We start from the raw sequence: 20,065 nt of genomic DNA, 5'->3' as shown, positions 1-20,065 counted from the left end.
TGCGCCATGAATTTCTCGCAATTCTTCATCAAGCGGCCGATCTTCGCCGCCGTGCTGTCGCTGGTGATCCTCATCGGCGGGGCCATCTCGCTGTTCCAGCTGCCGATCAGCGAATACCCCGAAGTCGTCCCGCCCACCGTGGTGGTACGCGCCAACTTCCCCGGCGCCAACCCCAAGGTGATCGGCGAAACCGTCGCCTCGCCGCTGGAACAGGCCATCACTGGCGTCGAGGGCATGCTCTACATGTCCTCCCAGGCGACCGCCGACGGCAAGCTGACCCTGACCATCACCTTCGGCCTGGGCACTGATCTGGACAACGCCCAGGTGCAGGTGCAGAACCGCGTCACGCGCACCATGCCGACCTTGCCCACCGAGGTGCAGCGCCTCGGCGTGACCGTGGACAAGGCCTCGCCGGACCTGACCATGGTGGTGCACCTGACCTCGCCGGATCAGCGCTACGACATGCTCTACCTGTCCAACTACGCCGCACTCAACGTCAAGGACGAGCTGGCGCGGCTGGATGGCATCGGCGATGTGCAGCTGTTCGGCATGGGCGATTACTCCCTGCGCGTCTGGCTCGACCCGGAAAAGGTCGCCTCGCGCAACCTCACCGCATCGGACGTGGTCAACGCGATTCGCGAGCAGAACCGCCAGGTCGCTGCAGGTTCTCTGGGCGCACCGCCGGCACCGGGCGCGACGGACTTCCAACTGTCGATCAACACCCAGGGCCGCCTAGTCACCGAGGAGGAATTCGAGAACATCATCATCCGCGCCGGCGAAGACGGCTCGATCACCCGCCTGCGGGACATCGCCCGCGTCGAGCTGGGCTCCAGCCAGTACGCGCTGCGTTCGCTGCTGAACAACCAGCCGGCCGTCGCCATTCCGGTATTCCAGCGCCCGGGTTCCAACGCCATCGAGATCTCCGACTCGGTGCGCGCACGCATGGCCGAGCTCAAACGCGACTTCCCGGAAGGTGTGGATTACGAGATCGTCTACGACCCGACCATCTTCGTGCGCGGCTCCATCGAAGCGGTGGTGCATACCCTGCTCGAGGCCATCGTGCTGGTGGTGCTGGTGGTGATCCTGTTCCTGCAGACCTGGCGCGCCTCGATCATTCCACTGGCCGCCGTGCCGGTGTCGCTGATCGGCACCTTCGCGGTCATGCACCTGCTCGGCTTCTCGCTCAACGCGCTGTCGCTGTTCGGCCTGGTGCTGGCCATCGGCATCGTGGTGGACGACGCCATCGTCGTGGTGGAAAACGTCGAGCGCAACATCGGCCTCGGCAAGTCGCCGGAGGAAGCGACCCGTCAGGCCATGAAGGAAGTGACCGGGCCGATCATCGCCACGGCGCTGGTGCTCTGCGCGGTGTTCATCCCGACCGCATTCATTTCCGGCCTCACCGGGCAGTTCTACCAGCAGTTCGCGCTGACCATCGCCATCTCCACCGTGATCTCGGCGTTCAACTCGCTGACCCTTTCGCCGGCACTGGCCGCAGCGCTCCTCAGGTCGCACGACGCGCCAAAAGATGGCTTCTCGCGTCTGCTCGATCGGATTTTTGGCGGCTGGCTGTTCGCGCCGTTCAACCGCATGTTCGACCGCGCCAGCCACGGTTACGTCGGCCTGGTGCGGCGCATACTGCGCGGCAGCGGCATTGCCCTGGTGGTCTATGTCGGACTGGTCGGCCTCGGTTACATGGGCTTCGCCAGCACGCCGACCGGTTTCGTGCCTCCGCAGGACAAGCAGTATCTGGTCGCCTTCGCCCAGCTGCCGGACGCCGCCACCCTGGACCGCACCGAGGACGTGATCAAGCGCATGTCGGAAATTGCCGGCAAGCACCCGGGCGTGGAGAACACCGTGGCCTTCCCGGGCCTGTCGATCAACGGCTTCACCAACAGCCCGAACAGCGGCATCGTCTTCACTCCGCTCAAGCCCTTCGATGAGCGCAAGGATCCGTCACTCTCGGCCAATGCCATCGCGGCGGACCTGAACGGCCAGTTCGCGCAGATTCAGGATGCCTTCATCGCCATCTTCCCGCCGCCGCCCGTACAGGGCCTGGGTACCATAGGCGGCTTCCGCGTGCAGGTGCAGGACCGCGGCAACCTCGGCTACGAGGAGCTGTACAGCCAGGTACAGAACGTCATCGCCAAGAGCGCCGACTATCCGGAGCTGGCCGGCCTGTTCACCAGCTATCAGGTGAACGTGCCGCAGGTGGATGCCGACATCGACCGGGAAAAAGCCAAGACCCACGGTGTGCCGATCGACGAGATCTTCGACACCATGCAGGTCTACCTCGGCTCGCTGTACGCCAACGACTTCAATCGCTTCGGCCGTACCTATCAGGTCAACGTTCAGGCGGACCAGAAGTTCCGCCTGGCCCCGGAGCAGATCGGTCAGCTGAAGGTGCGCAACAACCGCGGCGAGATGGTGCCGCTGTCGACCTTCGTCAACGTTACGGACAGCGCCGGGCCGGATCGGGTGATGCACTACAACGGCTTCCTCACCGCCGAGATCAACGGCGCGGCCGCGCCGGGCTACAGCTCCGGTCAGGCCGAGGCGGCCATGGAGCGCCTGCTCAAGGCCGAACTGCCGAATGGCATGAGCTACGAGTGGACCGAGCTGACCTACCAGCAGATCCTTGCCGGCAACACCGCAATCTTCGTCTTCCCGCTCTGCGTGCTGTTGGCCTTCCTGGTGCTGGCGGCGCAATACGAAAGCTGGAGCCTGCCGCTGGCGGTGATCCTGATCGTACCGATGACGCTGCTCTCTGCCATCACCGGGGTGATCCTGGCCGGTAGCGACAACAACGTGTTCACCCAGATCGGCCTGATCGTGCTGGTGGGCCTGGCGTGCAAGAACGCGATCCTCATCGTCGAGTTCGCCAAGGACAAGCAGGAAGAAGGCATGGACCGGCTCGCCGCCATCCTCGAAGCCTGCCGCCTGCGTCTGCGGCCGATCCTGATGACCAGCTTCGCCTTCATCATGGGTGTGGTGCCGCTGGTGCTTTCCAGCGGGGCCGGTGCCGAGATGCGTCATGCTATGGGCGTGGCGGTGTTCAGCGGCATGCTCGGGGTGACCTTCTTCGGTCTGTTGCTGACCCCGGTGTTCTATCTGGTGATTCGCGCCTTCGTCGAGAAACGCGAAGCCCGCAAAGCGGTTTACAAGGAGGCCCGCGCATGAAGTTCTTCGCCCTTTCCCTTCTCACTCTGGCACTGAGCGCCTGCGCGGTCGGCCCGGATTACCGGGCACCGCAACCGGAACCGGCGCGCATCAGCCATGCAGCGAGTGGCGATTACGACCGCTCGCGCTTCGAGGCAGCCTGGTGGCAACAGTTCGAAGACCCGACGCTGGATGCCCTGGTCGGCGAAGCGCTGGCCGAGAACCGCGAACTGCGCATCGCCTATGCCCGCCTGCGTGCCGCACGGGCGATCCGTGATGACGTCAGCAATGATCGTCTGCCCACTGTCACTGCCGGTGCCAGTGCCGATATCGGCAAGGCTCAGCAACCGGGCGTGACCGAGCAGCGCGTGAATGCCGAACGCTATGACCTTGGCCTGGACATGGCCTGGGAGCTGGACTTGTTCGGCCGCATCCAGCGCCGCCTGGAATCCAGCGAGGCGCAGGCCGATGCCGTCGAAGCCGAGCTCTATCAGCTGCAGGTCAGCCTGATTGCCGAACTGGTGGATGCCTACGGGCAGCTGCGCGGTGCCCAGTTGCGCGAGCGCATCGCCCGCGACAACCTGGCGACTCAGCGCGACTCCCACGAGCTGACAGAGCAGCTTCGCGAAGCGGGTGTAGGCAGCGAACTGGATGTGCTGCGCGCCGACGCGAGGCTGGCGGCGACCGAAGCCAGCCTGCCGCAGTTACAGGCACTGCAGGCGCGCGCCCGTAACCGCATCGCCACCCTGCTCGGCCAGCGCGCCGATCAGCTCAGCGTCGACCTTTCGCCACGCGACCTGCCGGCAATCGCCAAGGCGCTACCGATTGGCGATCCCGGCGAGCTGTTGCGTCGGCGGCCGGATATCCGTGCCGCGGAACGCCAGCTTGCCGCGGCCACGGCTGATGTCGGCGTGGCGACGGCCGATCTGTTTCCGCGCGTGAGCCTGTCGGGCTTTCTCGGCTTCGTCGCCGGCCGCGGTTCTCAGATCGGTTCCAGCGCGGCGCGGGCCTGGGGCGTGGCGCCGAGCATCAGCTGGGCGGCGTTCGACCTCGGCAGTGTGCGGGCCCGCCTGCGCGGTGCCGAAGCCGATGCCGATGCAGCGCTGGCCAGTTATGAACAGCAGGTCCTGCTGGCCTTGGAGGAGTCGGAGAACGCCTTTAGCGACTACGCCAACGCTCAGCAGCGCCTGCTCTCATTGCTGCGCCAGTCCACCGCCAGCCGTGCCGCCGCAAAGCAGGCGGAGATCCGCTATCGCGAAGGCACAGCTGACTTTCTCGTGTTGTTGGATGCCGAACGCGAGCGCCTGACGGCCGAAGACGCCCAGGCGCAGGCCGAGGTCGAGCTCTATCGCGGGGTAGTCGCGCTGTACAAGGCACTGGGTGGTGGATGGGAGGTGACCGGTCAGTCACTTCGAGCCAGCACCGCGGCGATGGCCCCAGTGGAGGGACACCAGGCAAAACTGTGACACGGTGCCGCTCCCGTCGGGTTGGTTGGGGAAAGCGCTTTCAGTCGTCACCTATCTTTGGCATAAGGGGCGGCTGAAAGCCTAGACGCGTCCTAGCGGTCGGTCCGCATGGATGCACTGCCAACCAACCAGAATAAAGAGTCTTTCATGAAGCCGATCATTACGCTTGCCGGGGTCTTGCTGGCGCTCGCTAGCGCCTGTGCCCAGGCAGAGCCCATCGTCATCAAGTTCTCCCACGTAGTGGCCGACGACACACCCAAGGGCAAAGGTGCGTTGATGTTCAAGCGTCTCGCCGAAGAGCGCTTGCCCGGCCAGGTGCGCGTCGAGGTCTATCCCAACTCAACGCTGTTTGGTGATGCCACCGAGCTGGAAGCGCTGCGCAACGACGAGGTCCAGTTGCTCGCGCCGTCACTGGCCAAGTTCGAGCAGTACACCAAGCAGCTGCAGGTATTCGATCTGCCCTTCCTGTTCGACGACATCGAGGCGGTCAACCGCTTTCAGAAGCGCACCAAGGGCAAGCAGCTGCTGCGTTCGATGGAAGACAAGAACATCACCGGCCTGGCCTACTGGCACAACGGCATGAAGCAGCTGTCGGCAACGCGCATGCTACGCCTGCCGAGCGATGCCTCGGGGCTGAGCTTCCGCATTCAACCGTCGGCCGTGCTCGAGGCACAGTTCGGTGCTGTCGGCGCATCGACCCAGAAGATCGCCTTCGCCGATGTCTACGACGCCCTGCGTACCGGTACCGTACAGGGCGCGGAGAATCCCTGGTCGAACATCTACAGCAAGAAGATGCACACCGTGCAGCCCTACATCATCGAGACCGATCACGGTGTGCTCGACTACATGGTGGTGAGCAATACACGCTTCTGGATGGGCATGCCGCACAAGATCCGTTTCGAACTCGAAGCGATCCTCGACGAAGTCAGCTTCATGGTGAATCGCGAGGCTGAAGAGCTGAACAGCGCGGATCGCGAGCGGATTCGCCAGGCCGGCACTTCGGAAATCGTCGCCCTGACACCGGAAGAGCGCGAGCGCTGGCGTGAAGCGATGCGTCCGGTGTGGCAGCAATTCGAACCGGTGATCGGTGCGGACATCATCAAGGCTGCTGAAACGGTCAATCGCAAGCAGCGCAACTGACCGAACGAACTGCCGTCACTGAAGCCCCGCCGATCAGGCGGGGCTTTTTGTTGGGCGGCGAAACTCGCTGATGCTTAGGGCATGGAGGGTGTCGTCGACAGCGTTGGCTGTTGCTCCAGCTGCGCGCTGTCCCAGCCGCCGCCCAGTGCAGCGATCAGCAGCACACTGGCGGTCAACCGGTCGCCGAGCAATGTCAGGTTGGTCCGCTGATTGTTCAGTGCCGTAGTCTGCACCGTCGCCACGCTGAGGAAGTCCACGGTACCAGCCCGATACTGGTTCTCGATCAGACGCAGCGATTCCTGCGCGGCCTCCAGAGCCTCACGCTGAACCACTGCCTCCTCTTCCAGCACGCGCAGCTGCACCAGGTAATCCTCGACCTCACGGAAGCTGTCGAGCACCGTCTGCCGATAGTTCGCCACGGTCTGGTCGTAGCTGGCTTCGGCACGCTCGAGTTCGGCGCGCCGGCTGCCGAAGTCCAGCAGTGTCAGCGCGAGTTGCGGGCCGAGCGACCAGAAGCGGTTGGGTACGCTGAACAGGTCGCTGAAGCTGCTGTTGCGGTAGCCACCGCTGGCCGACAGCGTCAGGTCCGGGTACCAGGCCGCTTCGGCGACGCCGATGTTGGCATTGGCCGCCATCACCTGGCGCTCGCCGGAGGCGATATCCGGACGGCGCTCGAGCAATTGCGACGGCACGGCGAGCGGTATCGCCGGCAACGGCGGAATGTCCTCACGCACGGCAATGCCCAATTCCGACGGCGCCACGCCTACGAGCACGGCGATCGCATGCTCCATCTGCGCGCGCTGCCATCTGAGATCGATGGCCTGGGCTTGGGTGCTCTTGAGTTGCGTCTGCGCCTGGCTGACGTCGGACTTGGGCACGATGCCTGCGCGATACTGGTTCTCGGTCAGACGCAGCGAGCGTGCATAGGCTTCGACCGTCTGATCGAGCAGCCGCTGGTGTTCGTCGATCACACGCAGCTGCAGATAGGTCTGCACCAGTTCTGCCTGCAGGCTGAGCCTGACCGCAGCGAGGTCGGCGGCGCTGGCCTGCATGCTGGCTCGGTTGGCTTCCAGGTTGCGGCGCAGCCGACCCCAGATATCGGCCTCCCAGGATGCGCTCAGGCCCGCCTCGTAGCTTTTACCCACCCCACCATTGAAAGTACTACCGGTGCTGTTGGTGCCACTGCTGCCTTGGGCCGAACGACTGACGCCAGCGCTGCCGGACAGGATCGGAAACAGCTGCGAGCGCGCGCCGCGCACCAGCGCCCGTGCCTGGCGGAACTGCGCCTCGGCAGCAGCAAGGTTCTGGTTGGAGACGTTCAGCCGCGCTACCAAGGCATCCAGTTCGGCATCGCCGTATAGCCGCCACCACTCGCCACGTTGCAGCGCGTCGGCCGGCGCAGCGGGTTTCCAGCCTTCGGCCTGCTTGAATTCGCCGGCCACCGGCAGGTCCGGCCGTTGGTAGTCGGGCCCCAGCGTGCAGGCTCCCATTGACAGAGCGAGCACAGCAACAGCGAGGGGGCGCAGGGCATGCTTCAGCGATGAGGGGTTCAACGACGACGGGTTCATAGCGAGTTTTCCAGGGCGGCATCGGTGCGTACACCGCGCCAGCTGTTGAAACGATGGCGCAGACGGTCCAGGTACAGATAGACCACCGGCGTGGTGTAGAGCGTGAGGATCTGGCTCAGCAGCAGCCCGCCGATGATGGTCAGGCCCAGCGGCTGGCGCATCTCGGCGCCCTCGGCGCCACCGAGCAGCAAAGGCAGCGCGCCGAGAATCGCCGCCATGGTGGTCATCAGGATCGGCCGGAAGCGCAGCAGGCAGGCGCGATGGATCGAGTCGGCGGGCGACAGCTTGTCGTTGCGCTCGAACTGCAAGGCCAGGTCGATCATCAGGATCGCGTTCTTCTTCACCACGCCGATCAGCAGGAACAATCCGAGCAGTGAGATCAGGCTGAACTGATCGCCGGTTAGGATGATCGCCAGCAAGGCGCCCACGCCCGCCGACGGCAGCGTCGAAAGGATCGTCAGCGGGTGGATGTAGCTCTCATAGAGGATGCCAAGCACGATATAGACCAGCAGCAAGGCGCCGAGAATCATCAGCGGTTGCCCTTCCTGGGTGGTCTGGAATGCGCTGCCGGTGCCGCCAAGACGACCCTGGACCTCACTGGGCATGCCGATGGCCGCCACGGCGCGCTCGATGGCCAGGGTCGCCTGGTCAAGGCTGACGCCGGGGGCGAGGTCGAAGTCGATGTTTTCCGCTGCGAACTGGCCATCGTGGCTCACGCGGTCTTCTTCCAGGCTGCGCTCGTAGCGGGCAAAGGCCGCCAGCGGCACTCGGCGGCCGTCACTGGTCACCACGTGAATCTGCTCCAGCACCTCCGGATACTGCGCGTAGCTCGGGTCGATCTCCATGACCACCCGATACTGGTTCAGCGACTCGTAGATCGTGGAAATCTGCCGCTGGCTGAAGGCGTTGTTGAGCAGCGTGGTCACCGTGCTCATGTCGATACCCAGACGCTTGGCCGCGTCACGGTCGATCTTCAGGCTGATCTGCTGCGCACCTTCGCCGTCATTGGCGTCGATGCTGGTGAGCTCCGGCAGCGCCGACAGCGCTCGAGTGACCTGTGGCACCCAGGTGCGCAGGTCGTTGAGGTCGCTCGCCAACAGCGTATAGGCATAGGCCGAGCTACTCTGCCGGCCACCGCCGAATTGCAGGTCCTGGTCGGCCATGAGGAACATCCGTCCACCGGGCACCTTCGGCTGATTCTTGCGGATGCGCTCGATCACCTTTTGCGCCGAAATACCGCGCTCATTCAACGGTTTCAGCCGCACGATCATGAACGCATTGTTGATGCCGCCCTGGCCGCCGATAAAGCCGGCCACGCTCTCCACCGCCGGATCGGCGAGCACTGCCTTGCGGAAGATCTCCATCTTCGGCTGCATGACCTGAAACGACATGCCATCGTCGCCGCGGATGAAGCCGGTGATCTGCCCAGTGTCCTGCTGCGGCAGAAATGTCTTGGGCACCTGCACGTAGAGCACCACGTTCAACGCAATGGTCGCCAGCAGACTGAGCAAGGTGATGCGCCGATGACGCAGCGCCCAGCTCAGCGAGCGATCGTAGTAACGCAGCAACCACTGATGGGCATCGTGGCTCCAGCGCTGCAGGCGCCCTTCTTTCTCCGGCTCATGCGGTTTGAGCCAGCGCGCGCAAAGCATTGGCGTCAGTGTCAGCGAGACCAGCAGCGATACCAGAATCGCCGCCGCCAACGTGATCGAGAACTCGCGGAACAGCCGCTCGACGATGCCCCCCATGTAGAGGATCGAGACGAACACCACCACCAGCGACAGGTTCATCGACAGCAGCGTGAAACCGACCTCGCGGGTGCCGACGTAGGCCGCCTTCAGCGGGGGCATGCCATCGTCGATATGCCGGGCGATGTTCTCCAGCACCACGATGGCGTCGTCCACCACCAGCCCGGCCGCGAGGATCAGCGCCATCAGCGACAGCACGTTGAGCGAGAAGCCGAACATGTACATCACCGCAAAGGTGCCGACCAGCGACACCGGCACCGCCAGCGCGGGAATCAGCGCGGTGCGCAGGCGCCCGAGAAACAGGTATACCAGCACGATGACCAGGCCCACCGCGATCAGCAGCGTGCGTTCGGCCTCGTGCAGCGTGGCGCGGATCACCGGCGAACGGTCCATGGCGACGTTCAGATCGACGCTGCCCGGCATGATTGCCTGCAACGCCGGCAGCTCGCGGCGGATGCCTTCGGTGGTCTCGATGATATTGGCGCCGGCCTGGCGGTTGACGATCAGCAGCACGGCCTGTTCGTTGTTGAAGAAACCGCTGTTGTAGCGGTCTTCCACCGAATCCCGCACCCGCGCAACGTCACCGAGACGCAACGCGGCGCCGTCCTGGTAGCGGATTATCAGCGGCGTGTAGTCGGCCGCCTGGTGCAGCTGGTCGTTGGCGCGAACCTGCCAGTGGCGGTCGGCATCCTCGACCATGCCCTTGGGCCGCCGCACATTGCCATTGGCGATGGTCTGGCGCACTTCGTCCAGCGATATACCGTACTGCTCGAGTTGCTGAGGCTGCAGTTCGACACGCACCGCCGGCAGCGAACTACCGCCGACTTGGATTTCGCCAACGCCGGATACCTGCGACAACTTCTGCGCCAGGATGGTCGAGCCGATGTCATATAGCTCGGCCTTGTCCAGCACCTCGGAGGTCAGCGAGAGCACCATGATCGGCGCCTGCGAGGGGTTGATCTTGCGGTAGGTCGGCATGCTGCGCATGCCGCTGGGCAGCAGGTTGCGCGCGGCATTGATGGCGGCCTGCACATCGCGGGCAGCGCCATTGATGTCGCGCTCGAGGTCGAACTGGATGATGATCCGCGTCGAGCCCTGACTGCTGCGACTGGTCATCTGGCTGACGCCGGCGATACTGCCCAGGGAACGCTCCAGCGGTGTCGCCACGCTGGACGCCATGATTTCCGGGCTCGCACCCGGGAGGCTGGCCTGCACGGTGATCACCGGGAAATCCATGTTCGGCAGCGGCGATACCGGCAGCAGGCCGAAGCTGACACCACCGAGCAAGAGGATGGCCAGGCTGAGCAACATGGTTGCCACTGGGCGGGCGATGAAGGGGGCTGAAAGGTTCATACCCGCCCCCGCAAGGTCGCAGGCTGGCTCACGCTTCGGCCTCCTGCAGCGTCTCGCGGCGGCGACCGAAGCGCTGTCCGAGGCGATCGAAGAACAGGTAGATCACCGGCGTGGTGAACAGCGTCAGCAATTGACTCAGTAGCAGCCCGCCAACCAACACCAGACCCAGTGGTTGTCGCAGTTCGGCACCGGAGCCGGACGCCAACATCAGCGGAATCGCACCGAACAGCGCCGCCAGCGTGGTCATCAGGATCGGCCGGAAACGCAGCAGCGCCGCGCGATAGATCGCGTCCTGCGGACTCATGCCCTGCTGCCGTTCGGCCTCCAGGGCGAAGTCGATCATCATGATCGCGTTCTTCTTGACGATGCCGATCAGGAGGATGATGCCGATGATCGCGATCAGCCCGAGGTCGTTACCGGTCAGCAACAAGGCTAGCAAGGCGCCGACCGCCGCCGAGGGCAGCGTGGAGAGGATGGTGATCGGGTGGATATAGCTCTCGTAGAGCACGCCGAGCACGATGTACATGGTCACCACCGCTGCGAGGATCAGCAGCAGCGTGCTCGACAGCGAGGCGCGGAACGCCTCGGCAGCACCTTGGAAGCGCGTCTGGATGCCCGCGGGCAGGCCGATCTCCTGCTCCACCGCTTCAATCACCTCGACCGCCTTGCCCAGCGACACGCCGCTGGCCAGGTTGAAGGACAGCGTAACCGCCGGGAACTGGCCGATATGGTTGATCAGCAGTGGCGCTTTGCGCTGCTCCAGGGTTGCCAGGCTGGACAGCCGCACCGGCGTACCGCCTTCGCTCTGCACGAACAGCTGCTCCAGCGCCTGCGGGCCGAGGCGGTTGCCGGCTTCCGCTTCCAGCACCACGCGATACTGGCTGGCCTGGGTGAAGATGGTGGAGATCTGCCGCTGGCCGAAGGCGTCGTACAGCGCATCGGTGATGTCCGCGACCTGGATACCCAGGCGCGCCGCGGCGTCGCGGTCGATGTCCAGGTAGATCTGCAGGCCGTTGCTCTGCAGGTCGCTGGCGACATCGGTCAGTTCCGGCCGCTCTCGCAGCGCCTCGACAAGGCGTGGCGTCCATTCCTGTAGCAGTTCGCCGTCCGGGGTTTCCAGGCTGAACTGAAACTGCGTGCGGCTGACCCGATCCTCGATGGATAGATCCTGCACCGGCTGCAGGTACAGCTCGATACCTGGCACCTTGGCCAGCTCCGGTCGCAGCCGGTCGATGATCTGGCTGGCGGTCAGGTCGCGCTCGCCGTGGGGCTTGAGGTTGATCAGCAGACGGCCACTGTTGAGCGTGACGTTGTCGCCGTCCACCCCGATATAGGACGACAGGCTTTCCACCGCCGGATCGGCCAGAATGACCCGTGCCAGTGCCTGCTGGCGTTCGCTCATGGCACGGAAAGAGATCGACTGCGGCGCCTCGCTGATGCCCTGGATCACGCCGGTGTCCTGCACCGGGAAGAAGCCCTTGGGTACGGCAAGATAGAGCACGACGGTCAAGCCAAGCGTCCCGACCGCCACCAGCAGGGTCAGCGTCTGATGGCGCAGCACCCAGGTCAGCCAGCGCGAGTAACGGCCGATCAGCCGCTCGACCCAATCCGGTTTGGCCTCGGCTGCGGTCTGCGGTTTGAGCAGCTTGGCGCACATCATCGGGGTCAGCGTCAGCGACACTACCAGCGAGATCAGAATCGCCACCGCCAGGGTGATGGCGAATTCACGGAACAGTCGTCCCACCACGTCCTGCATGAACAGCAGCGGAATCAGTACGGCGATCAGCGAGAAGGTCAGGGAAATAAGGGTGAAGCCGATCTGGCGCGCGCCCTTCAGCGCGGCGTTGAGCGGTGTCTCGCCCTCCTCCAGATGCCGCGCGATGTTCTCTAGCATGACGATGGCATCGTCCACCACGAAGCCGGTGGCGATGGTCAGTGCCATCAGCGTCAGGTTGTTCAGTGAGAAGCCGCAGAGGTACATCACTGCAAAGGTGCCGACCAGCGACAGCGGCACCGCGATCGACGGGATCACGGTGGCCGAGAGCTTCTTGAGGAAAACGAAGGTCACCATCACCACCAGAAAGGTGGCGAGCATCAGCTCGTGCTGCACATCGGTGACCGCGGCGCGGATGGTCTGGGTTCGGTCGGTGAGCACCACCACGTCGAGCCCAGCCGGCATGCTGGCCTTTACTTCCGGCAGCAGCACCTGGATGCGCTCGACCACGTCGATGACGTTGGCGCCGGGCTGACGCTGGACATTCAACAGTACCGCCTGGCTGTCGTTGGCCCAGGCGGCAAGACGCTCATTCTCGGCGCCGTCGACGATATCAGCCACATCTTTGAGGCGCAGTGCGGCGCCGTCCTGATAGGTCAGAATCAGCTCGGCGTATTCCGCCGGCGTCTTCAGCTGGTCGTTGGCATCGAGCATCGACACCCGGGTCGGGCCATCGAAGTTGCCCTTGGGCTGGTTGACGTTGGAGCTGGTGATCAGCGAGCGCACATCGGCCAGCGACAGGCCGTAGGCCGCCAGTGCTTCGGGATTGGTGCGGATACGCACCGCTGGGCGCTGGCCACCGGCGATGCTGACCATGCCAACACCGTTGATCTGCGCCAGCTTCTGCGCCATGCGCGTATCGACCAGATCATGCAGCTTGGGCAGCGGCAGCGATTCTGAGGTCACCGCCAGGGTCAGCACCGGCGTGTCGGCCGGATTGACCTTGTTGTACACCGGCGGCGCCGGCAAATCGTTGGGCAGCAGGTTGTTCGCCGCGTTGATCGCCGCCTGCACTTCCTGCTCCGCCACATCCAGCGCCACGTCCAGCGAGAAACGCAAGGTAATCACCGAGGCGCCGCCGGAGCTGGTGGATGACAGCTGGGCAAGGCCCGGCATCTGACCGAATTGCCGCTCCAGCGGCGCGGTGACGGCGCTGGTCATGACCTCGGGACTGGCGCCGGGGTAAAGCGTCATCACGCGGATGGTCGGGTAGTCCACCTGTGGCAGCGCAGCCACCGGCAGCAGCTTGTAGGCGATCAACCCGGCCAGCAGGATCGCGACCATGCTTAGCGTGGTCGCGACCGGCCGCAGGATGAACAACCGGGAGATGTTCATCGCTCCTCGCGCTCCGCTGCCTCGCCACCACCCAGAACAGGATTCTCGGCCGCCTCTTCAGCCATGCGCCGGCTGCCGACCACCTCGACGTCGGCGCCATCGCGCAGGCGGTCGGTACCTTCCATCACTACGCGCTCGCCGACCTCCAGCCCCTCCAACACCACAGTTGTTTCGCCATTGCTCGGCCCAGCCTTGAGCAGGCGCAGCTGCACCTTGTTGTCCTCACCCACGACATAGGCAAAGGTGCCACGCGAGCCGAACTGCAGGGCAGCCGATGGGATCAGCACCGCATCGGTCTGCGTTTCGACGCGCAGGCGCACGTTGACGAACTGATTGGGGATGAGCAGTTCCGCTTCGTTGTCGAAACGTGCTTTCAGGCGCAGCGTGCCGGTAGTGGCGTCGATCTGGTTGTCGATACTCTCCAGGACACCCTCACCGAGCATGACCTTTTCACCACGATCCCAAGCCTGGACGACGAGCTTTTCACCCTGGCGATAACGCGTAAGCACCGGCAGCAGATCGCCCTCAGGCAAGGTGAAGCTGATCGAGATCGGCTGGGTCTGGGTGATCACCACCAGCGGCGTGGTGTCGTTCGCAGCGACCAAGTTGCCTGCATCGAGCTGGCGCAGGCCGACGCGACCGTCGATAGGCGAGCGAATCTGCGTGAACTCCAGGTTCAGCCGCGCCTCGTTGACCGACGCCTGATTGGCCGCCAGTGTGCCCTGGTACTGACTGACCAGCGCTTCCTGGGTGTCGAGTGTCTGCTTGGCGATGCTGTCATCGGCGAAGAGCCCACGGTAGCGCTCGAAATCGACCTGGGCGTTCTTCAGCTGAGCGCGGTTCTGCTGCAAGGTGCCTTCTGCCTGCTGCAATGCAACCTTGTAGGGGCGCGGATCGATGACGGCGAGCAAGTCACCCTTCTTGACGCGTTGGCCTTCCTCGAAACGCAGCTCGACCAGCTCTCCGCCTACGCGGCTGCGCAGATTCACGGTATTGAGCGGCGTTACGCTGCCGAGTGCCTTGTTGAACACTTCGAACTCGCCCTGTTCCACCTTGGCGACACGCACGGGAACCGGCCCGCCGAACGCACCGAAACCTGGCCGGCCACCGGGACGCTGCGGCGTTTCCTGAGGTGCGGGCCATAGCCACCAGACCAACAAGCCGATAACGGCTACGGCGAGAATTAGGAACAGCCAGCGAAGGCTGAAACGAGCGGAAGTAGAGTGAGCCTCGGACATGAACGGCGTTCGCTTGAAAAGGAGCGTGAACCATAAGCAGTCGCGAACCACTCGCAAAGTGCCTTTACGGCATTTTTACGTATCGACACATTTGATCGGGCCCAAGGAACCGATTCGGGTTGGAACCAAGGCATTAACGCCCAGTCTATCTACCGTTCGACTTACTGGCCTTTGGCTTGTACGCCAACGCTAGTGACCAGGCTTTCACCTGCAGCACGTCGCATTGGACGTTGTCGTGTCGTTAACCAGCCACCTCTGGATGGCTGTAAAGGATCAAGGAATGAACACTTCACTGGTCATCCTGGCGCTCACCATAGCCAGTTTTCTCCTCGGCTTCTTGCGGGATATCTTCATCGCGCGCGAATTCGGCATCAGTTGGGACGCTGACCTGATCTTCGTCGCGTTGATCCTGCCGCTGTTCTTCGAGAACTTTCTCGGATTGGCGCTGCGCGACGCGATGATTCCGTATCTCCAAAGATTGCGCAGCCAGTCCGATGAGGTATTCAGGGCAGTTGCTCGCTGGCTGTACTGGCGTATCAGCCTCGCGGGCTTGGCCGTTGCCGTACTTATCATCGCCGGCAATTACTGGATTCTCAGCCTGCTGGCTCCGGGGTGGAACGCCGCCCAGCTCGACGCCGGGCAACTGGTTTTCTGTGCGGGCGCAGTGCTGATCGCGGTGCAAGCAGTAATTTACTGCCAAAGCGCCCTGCTAAACATGGACGGCGTTTTCATACTGCCGATGACCCGCACGGTACTGCTCAACGCGGGTGCGATCATCGGGATCCTAATCTTCGGACCTCAGGGCATTATTATTTTCGCCGGCATGCTACTGCCGCAGGTGATGCTCATCGTGCTGCAGCACCGACGCCTCGGATATTTGAGCGGCTGCAGTAAGGCGGCGGGCAAAGGCCGTGGCGGCGACTTCGGCAAGGCTTTGGCCCCGGTATTGCTCGCTGCTGGCGCGCAGCAAGCGTGCATCCTGGCTGAGCGGATCTTCGCCTCCTATCTGGAGGATGGCACCATCACGATGCTGTCGTTCTCCTACCGAATCGTAACCATTCCGCTGACGCTCTATGCACTGTCGATTCTTGCGGTACTGTTCCCGAAGTTCGCATCCAGCTGGCATGACAATGACCATGACGCTTTCGCCGCAACTATCCGCAAGGGACTGCTGGCCACTCTGCTGTTCCTGGTCCCAGCTGCCGTCGTGCTCAGTTCCTTCCCCGAAACAGTGGTGACGGTGCTGTTGGAGCGTGGCGAATTCGGCGCCGAGCAAACCAGTGCTACAGCGCCGCTAGTTGCGCTCTATGGATTGGGGCTGCCAGCCATGGGATTGGCGTTGCTCTGGGGCCGCGCCCTACTGGCGCAACAACAAGGACGGCTGTTTTTCATCATCACGTTGATCAGTTCATCAATGACCATTGGCCTCGACGCATTGTTATACCGCCCTTACGGCGCTGAAGGGCTGGCGCTGGCCTTCTCCGCTGGTGCATTTCTGCAAGCGCTGTTCATGGGGCTCTACGTGCATCGATCTGCTCCTGCAGCGCTGGGCCTGCGTGTATTGATGCGCTGGACCGTTACCGCCAGCGCCCTGGTCGTCGGGCTGCACTTTGTCCCGCAACCGCATGGCCTTATCGAACTGTGCCTGTATATCGCGATGGTGCTGGTCGCCTTCGCTGCCGGGGTCGGGCTGCTCGGCGAGCGTGACCTATTCAGGCCGAGCTATTGGTCCATGCGGAACGTCTGACGCTGCGGAGACGATTACCTAGTCGCCGCGTTAGATACCCATAAAACGCAACACAAAAAAAGGCCGCTGACTGATGACAGCGGCCTTTTTGTTGACGCGACGCTCAGCCTCCGAAAGCAAGCATTCCCATCGTATTGATGCCCGGTGCAGCCCAATTTGAAGAACTGTTCTCAACCTCGATCAGGCGCGGCTTGCGCTGTTCCATGACGATATCCAGCGCGCGGCTTGGCAGGATGTCGATGTCGTCGAAGGTAATGATCTGGCCCGGCTCGACAGCGCGCTTGAGAGCAGTCTTGCGCAGCAGCCCGATAGGGACGTGATCCGGATGCTGGGCCAGTTTGATCGCCTCGCCGCGGAACTGGAAACCACCGATGCCGCGCTCGATCAGTTCGCCAGGCTTCATTGCGCGCTTGGCAATGGCGGCAACGCCAAGGGTCGGTTCAGTGGAGTTGTTGAGCAGCACGCCGCCGCCGTTCAGTACGCGGCGCACAGTCTTGCCAACCTCGAGCGAGCAGAGATGGAATGGACGCACCAAGGTGTAAAACGGGCCACGGCCAAGTTTGAAGTACTCGATGGCCCGTGCCTGATCCTCGTCGTGCTTGCCGACCAGAAACACGCCACCGGCCGGATAGCCGGAAGGAATGACGTAATCGACGATCGGCTGCCCTACCCGCTCGGCCATCATGCCTAGCAGACTGGCGCTATCGTCCAGATTGGTCGAAGCCAACCCTTCCATGCCCTGACGGGTGATGGTCGCGCCGAGACCGTTGCCGATGATCACCTGCTCGATCTGCACCTTGGTGCCATCGGTGAATGAGGTGGTCTGGTCGACGCTGATGCCCTGGCGGTTGGCCCAATACACCATGTCCTCAGGAGAAGGATCATGGTTCAGGTAGCCCTTCATATTGCCGTATACCAGCGGCTCGAAGCCCATCTGCAGCGCGTCTTCACGCAACGCGGCAAGCGACCCCGGCTGATCGCCCTCCGCTTCGGTGATGAACCCTTTCCCGGCCAGATACGAGCCGGTGGTCACCTGCAGTTCGGCGTTGACTGTGACAACCGGCAACCCGGCTTCGAAGGCGCGCTCGATGACGGATGTTCCGTGGAACACGTCACCGCTGCATTCGACGATAAGATCGGAGTGGTCGATCAACTCGTCCAACGAATTGGTGAGTACATCCGCAAGCGGAAAGTCAGCCATCGAGGAAAGCGGGCGGCGGGTCAGGACGCGGGATATTTGCATGTCCGGATAGTGGTTCCTGATCAACCGCACAAAACCGTGGGCGATCATTCCGGTTCCGGAAACGCCAATTCTCTTGATATCTGAAGTAGGCATAAGTGAATCCATTCAATGGGCATCAGCGCTATGACAGCAGCTGCGCGAAAAGATTTTTGAAAAGCTGCCTATTTGCCACTTCTGCAGACTTCTCCACACACCCGGAACTCCTGAGGCGGGTGGCGTGGTTGAAATTAGTTGCCGGCGAGGGATTGCGCTAATTGACGCTGACAAGCGGTTGGTCGGCTGTTGATGGTTTTCTGCCGCCAGAAAACAAAAGGCGAGTGCTCGGATGAGCAGCTCGCCGTCTGGGTGTTGCTAGTCCGTAGACTCAGCTGAGCGAAGCGATTGCCGCCTCGTAGTTCGGCTCGCTGCCAATCTCGCTGACCAGTTCGCTATGCAGCACGCGATCCTGCTCGTCCAGCACGACAACTGCACGCGCTGCAACACCTGCCAGAGGGCCGCTGGCAATGGCCACGCCATAGTTCACGAGAAACTCGGCGCCGCGCATGGTCGACAGGTTGACCACATTTTCCAGCCCCTCAGCGCCGCAGAAGCGCTTCTGCGCGAACGGCAGGTCGGCGGAAATACAAAGCACCACGGTATTCGCCAGTGCATTGGCCTGGGTATTGAACTTGCGCACCGAAGTGGCACAGGTCGGGGTATCGATGCTCGGGAAAATATTGAGGATCTTGCGCTTGCCGGCGAACGCCGAGAGTTCGACATCGGCGAGATCCGCGCCAACCAGGCTGAATGCCTTGGCCTGCTGGCCGACTTGCGGGAAGTCACCGGCTACCTGGACGGGCGCGCCTTTCAGAGTGATTTCAGTCATTACTTGTCTCCTTGATACACAGAGGCAGAAAAAAGCCGTGGAACCTCATCAGCCCCACGGCTTTGGAAGATGGCCGATATCGGACATCAACTACGTGCGAAATATTCCTTGGTCAGCTTGACCACCACCGGACTCAGCAGCAGCAGCGAGATCAGATTGGGGATCGCCATCAGACCGTTGAGCGTATCGGCGAGTAGCCAGGCGAAGTCGAGTTGAGCGATGGCACCGAACGGCACGGCCAGTACCCAGATCACTCGAAACGGCCAAATGGCCCGGGTGCCGACCAGAAACTCCCAGCACTTCTCACCGAAATAGCTCCAGCCGAGGATGGTAGTGAAGGCGAAGACCACCAGGGCGATGGTCAGGATGATGCCACCGATACCTGGCATGGCTGATTCGAAGGCCGCTGCGGACAGTGCGGCCCCACTTTCGCCGCTGGTCCAGACGCCAGTGCAGATGATCGCCAGACCGGTCATCGAGCAGACGATGATGGTGTCGATGAACGTCCCCAGCATGCCGATCATGCCCGAGCGTACCGAACTGGTGGTGGTGCCAGCAGCCTGGGCGATACCGGCCGTGCCGAGGCCCGCCTCGTTGGAGAAGATGCCGCGGGCGACACCAAAGCGAATTGCCGCCATGACCGCAGCACCGGCGAAGCCGCCGGTGGCAGCGATCGGGGTGAAGGCGTGGGTGAAGATCAGGTCGAATGCTGCCGGAATTGCAGAGACATTCACTACCAGCACCACCGCAGCGGCGATCAGGTAGGCCAGGCACATAAACGGAACGAGCGATGCAGCCACCACGCCGATGCGGCGGATACCACCCAGGATCACCAGGCCGACGATCACCATGGTGACCAGGCCTGTCGCCCACAACGGTACCGAGAAGGTGGTTTCCAGGGCGTGGGCCATGCTGTTGACCTGCACCATGTTGCCGATGCCGAAGCCCGCCAGACCGCCGAAGATGGCGAAGGCCGTTCCCAGCCAGACCCACTTCTTGCCCAGGCCGTTCTTGATGGCATACATCGGACCGCCGACATGCTCGCCTCGGTCGTCCTTCTCGCGGTAGTGAACTGCCAGCACGACTTCGCAGTACTTGGTGGCCATACCGACCAGCGCAGTGCACCACATCCAGAACAACGCACCCGGGCCGCCGAGGAAGATCGCGGTGGCCACACCGGCAATGTTGCCGGTACCAACGGTTGCCGCCAGCGAGGTCATCAGTGCCTGGAACGGACTGATCTCGCCCGTTGCTTCGTCGCCCTTGGTACGTCCACCCCACATCAGCGCAAAGCCGGTCGGGATGCGTGTCAATGGCATGAACTTGAGGAAGATCATCAGGAACAGACCGGTGCCAAGGATCAGCACCAGCATGGGCGGGCCCCAGACGAGGCCATTGACGCTATTTACGAGGTTGTTCAGAAATTCCATTC

11 protein-coding genes are annotated in these 20,065 nt (G+C 63.0%); 4 read left to right on the top strand and 7 right to left on the bottom strand.

The features are described from left to right. Nucleotides 1-6 precede the first annotated feature (6 nt). The 3 genes from UIB01_RS10855 (at nucleotide 7) to UIB01_RS10845 (ending at nucleotide 5,762) form a co-directional block, all read left to right on the top strand. Nucleotides 7-3,177, top strand: a complete 3,171-nt coding sequence (locus UIB01_RS10855; protein WP_038660047.1) for an efflux RND transporter permease subunit — start codon at nucleotides 7-9, stop codon at nucleotides 3,175-3,177. Further along, a complete protein-coding gene (locus UIB01_RS10850) occupies nucleotides 3,174-4,622 on the top strand; it encodes an efflux transporter outer membrane subunit (protein ID WP_038660044.1) in 1,449 nt (482 codons plus the stop codon). Before UIB01_RS10855 ends, UIB01_RS10850 begins: the two co-directional genes overlap by 4 nt. Before the next feature lie 147 nt (nucleotides 4,623-4,769). Further along, on the top strand, nucleotides 4,770-5,762 hold the full coding sequence (locus UIB01_RS10845; protein ID WP_038660040.1) for a TRAP transporter substrate-binding protein: 993 nt from the start codon (nucleotides 4,770-4,772) through the stop codon (nucleotides 5,760-5,762). Nucleotides 5,763-5,836: 74 nt separating this feature from the next. Here the strand turns inward: UIB01_RS10845 and UIB01_RS10840 are convergent, their stop codons facing one another. The 4 genes from UIB01_RS10840 to UIB01_RS10825 are packed head-to-tail and all read right to left on the bottom strand — an operon-like array spanning nucleotide 5,837 to nucleotide 14,778. Beyond that, the gene (locus tag UIB01_RS10840; RefSeq protein ID WP_038660037.1) at nucleotides 5,837-7,330 is read right to left on the bottom strand and encodes an efflux transporter outer membrane subunit; all 1,494 of its coding nucleotides are present in this window, start codon (nucleotides 7,328-7,330) and stop codon (nucleotides 5,837-5,839) included. Then, a complete protein-coding gene (locus UIB01_RS10835) occupies nucleotides 7,327-10,431 on the bottom strand; it encodes an efflux RND transporter permease subunit (RefSeq protein WP_038660033.1) in 3,105 nt (1,034 codons plus the stop codon). Before UIB01_RS10835 ends, UIB01_RS10840 begins: the two co-directional genes overlap by 4 nt. A gap of 28 nt (nucleotides 10,432-10,459) precedes the next feature. Then, a complete protein-coding gene (locus UIB01_RS10830; protein ID WP_038660029.1) occupies nucleotides 10,460-13,540 on the bottom strand; it encodes an MdtB/MuxB family multidrug efflux RND transporter permease subunit in 3,081 nt (1,026 codons plus the stop codon). Further along, nucleotides 13,537-14,778 (bottom strand): MdtA/MuxA family multidrug efflux RND transporter periplasmic adaptor subunit, encoded by a 1,242-nt coding sequence (locus UIB01_RS10825; protein ID WP_038660026.1) that lies wholly within the window; start codon nucleotides 14,776-14,778, stop codon nucleotides 13,537-13,539. The genes UIB01_RS10830 and UIB01_RS10825 overlap by 4 nt, the downstream gene beginning before the upstream one ends. Nucleotides 14,779-15,058: 280 nt before the next feature. On the opposite strand from UIB01_RS10825, the gene murJ reads away from it, so the two are divergent. Then, the gene (gene murJ, locus UIB01_RS10820) at nucleotides 15,059-16,525 is read left to right on the top strand and encodes a murein biosynthesis integral membrane protein MurJ (RefSeq protein ID WP_038660023.1); all 1,467 of its coding nucleotides are present in this window, start codon (nucleotides 15,059-15,061) and stop codon (nucleotides 16,523-16,525) included. A 103-nt stretch (nucleotides 16,526-16,628) separates the two neighbouring features. Here the strand turns inward: murJ and UIB01_RS10815 are convergent, their stop codons facing one another. From UIB01_RS10815 to UIB01_RS10805, 3 genes are all read right to left on the bottom strand, one after another. Beyond that, on the bottom strand, nucleotides 16,629-17,816 hold the full coding sequence (locus tag UIB01_RS10815; protein ID WP_038660020.1) for an NAD(P)-dependent oxidoreductase: 1,188 nt from the start codon (nucleotides 17,814-17,816) through the stop codon (nucleotides 16,629-16,631). Nucleotides 17,817-18,132: 316 nt separating this feature from the next. Then, entirely contained in the window at nucleotides 18,133-18,633 is a 501-nt protein-coding gene (tpx, locus tag UIB01_RS10810) for a thiol peroxidase (protein ID WP_038660019.1), read from the bottom strand. An 86-nt stretch (nucleotides 18,634-18,719) separates the two neighbouring features. Further along, nucleotides 18,720-20,063 (bottom strand): alanine/glycine:cation symporter family protein, encoded by a 1,344-nt coding sequence (locus tag UIB01_RS10805; RefSeq protein ID WP_038660016.1) that lies wholly within the window; start codon nucleotides 20,061-20,063, stop codon nucleotides 18,720-18,722. Nucleotides 20,064-20,065: the final 2 nt, after the last annotated feature.

The sequence above is a fragment of the Stutzerimonas decontaminans genome (genome assembly GCF_000661915.1).
Classification (GTDB): domain Bacteria; phylum Pseudomonadota; class Gammaproteobacteria; order Pseudomonadales; family Pseudomonadaceae; genus Stutzerimonas; species Stutzerimonas decontaminans.
This window is presented reverse-complemented; position numbering and strand designations above follow the sequence as displayed.

Coding starts and splice junctions, on each gene's coding strand:
- UIB01_RS10855 (WP_038660047.1), top strand. CDS start 7: ATGAATTTCTCGCAATTCTTCATCAAGCGGCCGATCTTCGCCGCCGTG.
- UIB01_RS10850 (WP_038660044.1), top strand. CDS start 3,174: ATGAAGTTCTTCGCCCTTTCCCTTCTCACTCTGGCACTGAGCGCCTGC.
- UIB01_RS10845 (WP_038660040.1), top strand. CDS start 4,770: ATGAAGCCGATCATTACGCTTGCCGGGGTCTTGCTGGCGCTCGCTAGC.
- UIB01_RS10840 (WP_038660037.1), bottom strand. CDS start 7,330: ATGAACCCGTCGTCGTTGAACCCCTCATCGCTGAAGCATGCCCTGCGC.
- UIB01_RS10835 (WP_038660033.1), bottom strand. CDS start 10,431: ATGAACCTTTCAGCCCCCTTCATCGCCCGCCCAGTGGCAACCATGTTG.
- UIB01_RS10830 (WP_038660029.1), bottom strand. CDS start 13,540: ATGAACATCTCCCGGTTGTTCATCCTGCGGCCGGTCGCGACCACGCTA.
- UIB01_RS10825 (WP_038660026.1), bottom strand. CDS start 14,778: ATGTCCGAGGCTCACTCTACTTCCGCTCGTTTCAGCCTTCGCTGGCTG.
- murJ (WP_038660023.1), top strand. CDS start 15,059: ATGAACACTTCACTGGTCATCCTGGCGCTCACCATAGCCAGTTTTCTC.
- UIB01_RS10815 (WP_038660020.1), bottom strand. CDS start 17,816: ATGATCGCCCACGGTTTTGTGCGGTTGATCAGGAACCACTATCCGGAC.
- tpx (WP_038660019.1), bottom strand. CDS start 18,633: ATGACTGAAATCACTCTGAAAGGCGCGCCCGTCCAGGTAGCCGGTGAC.
- UIB01_RS10805 (WP_038660016.1), bottom strand. CDS start 20,063: ATGGAATTTCTGAACAACCTCGTAAATAGCGTCAATGGCCTCGTCTGG.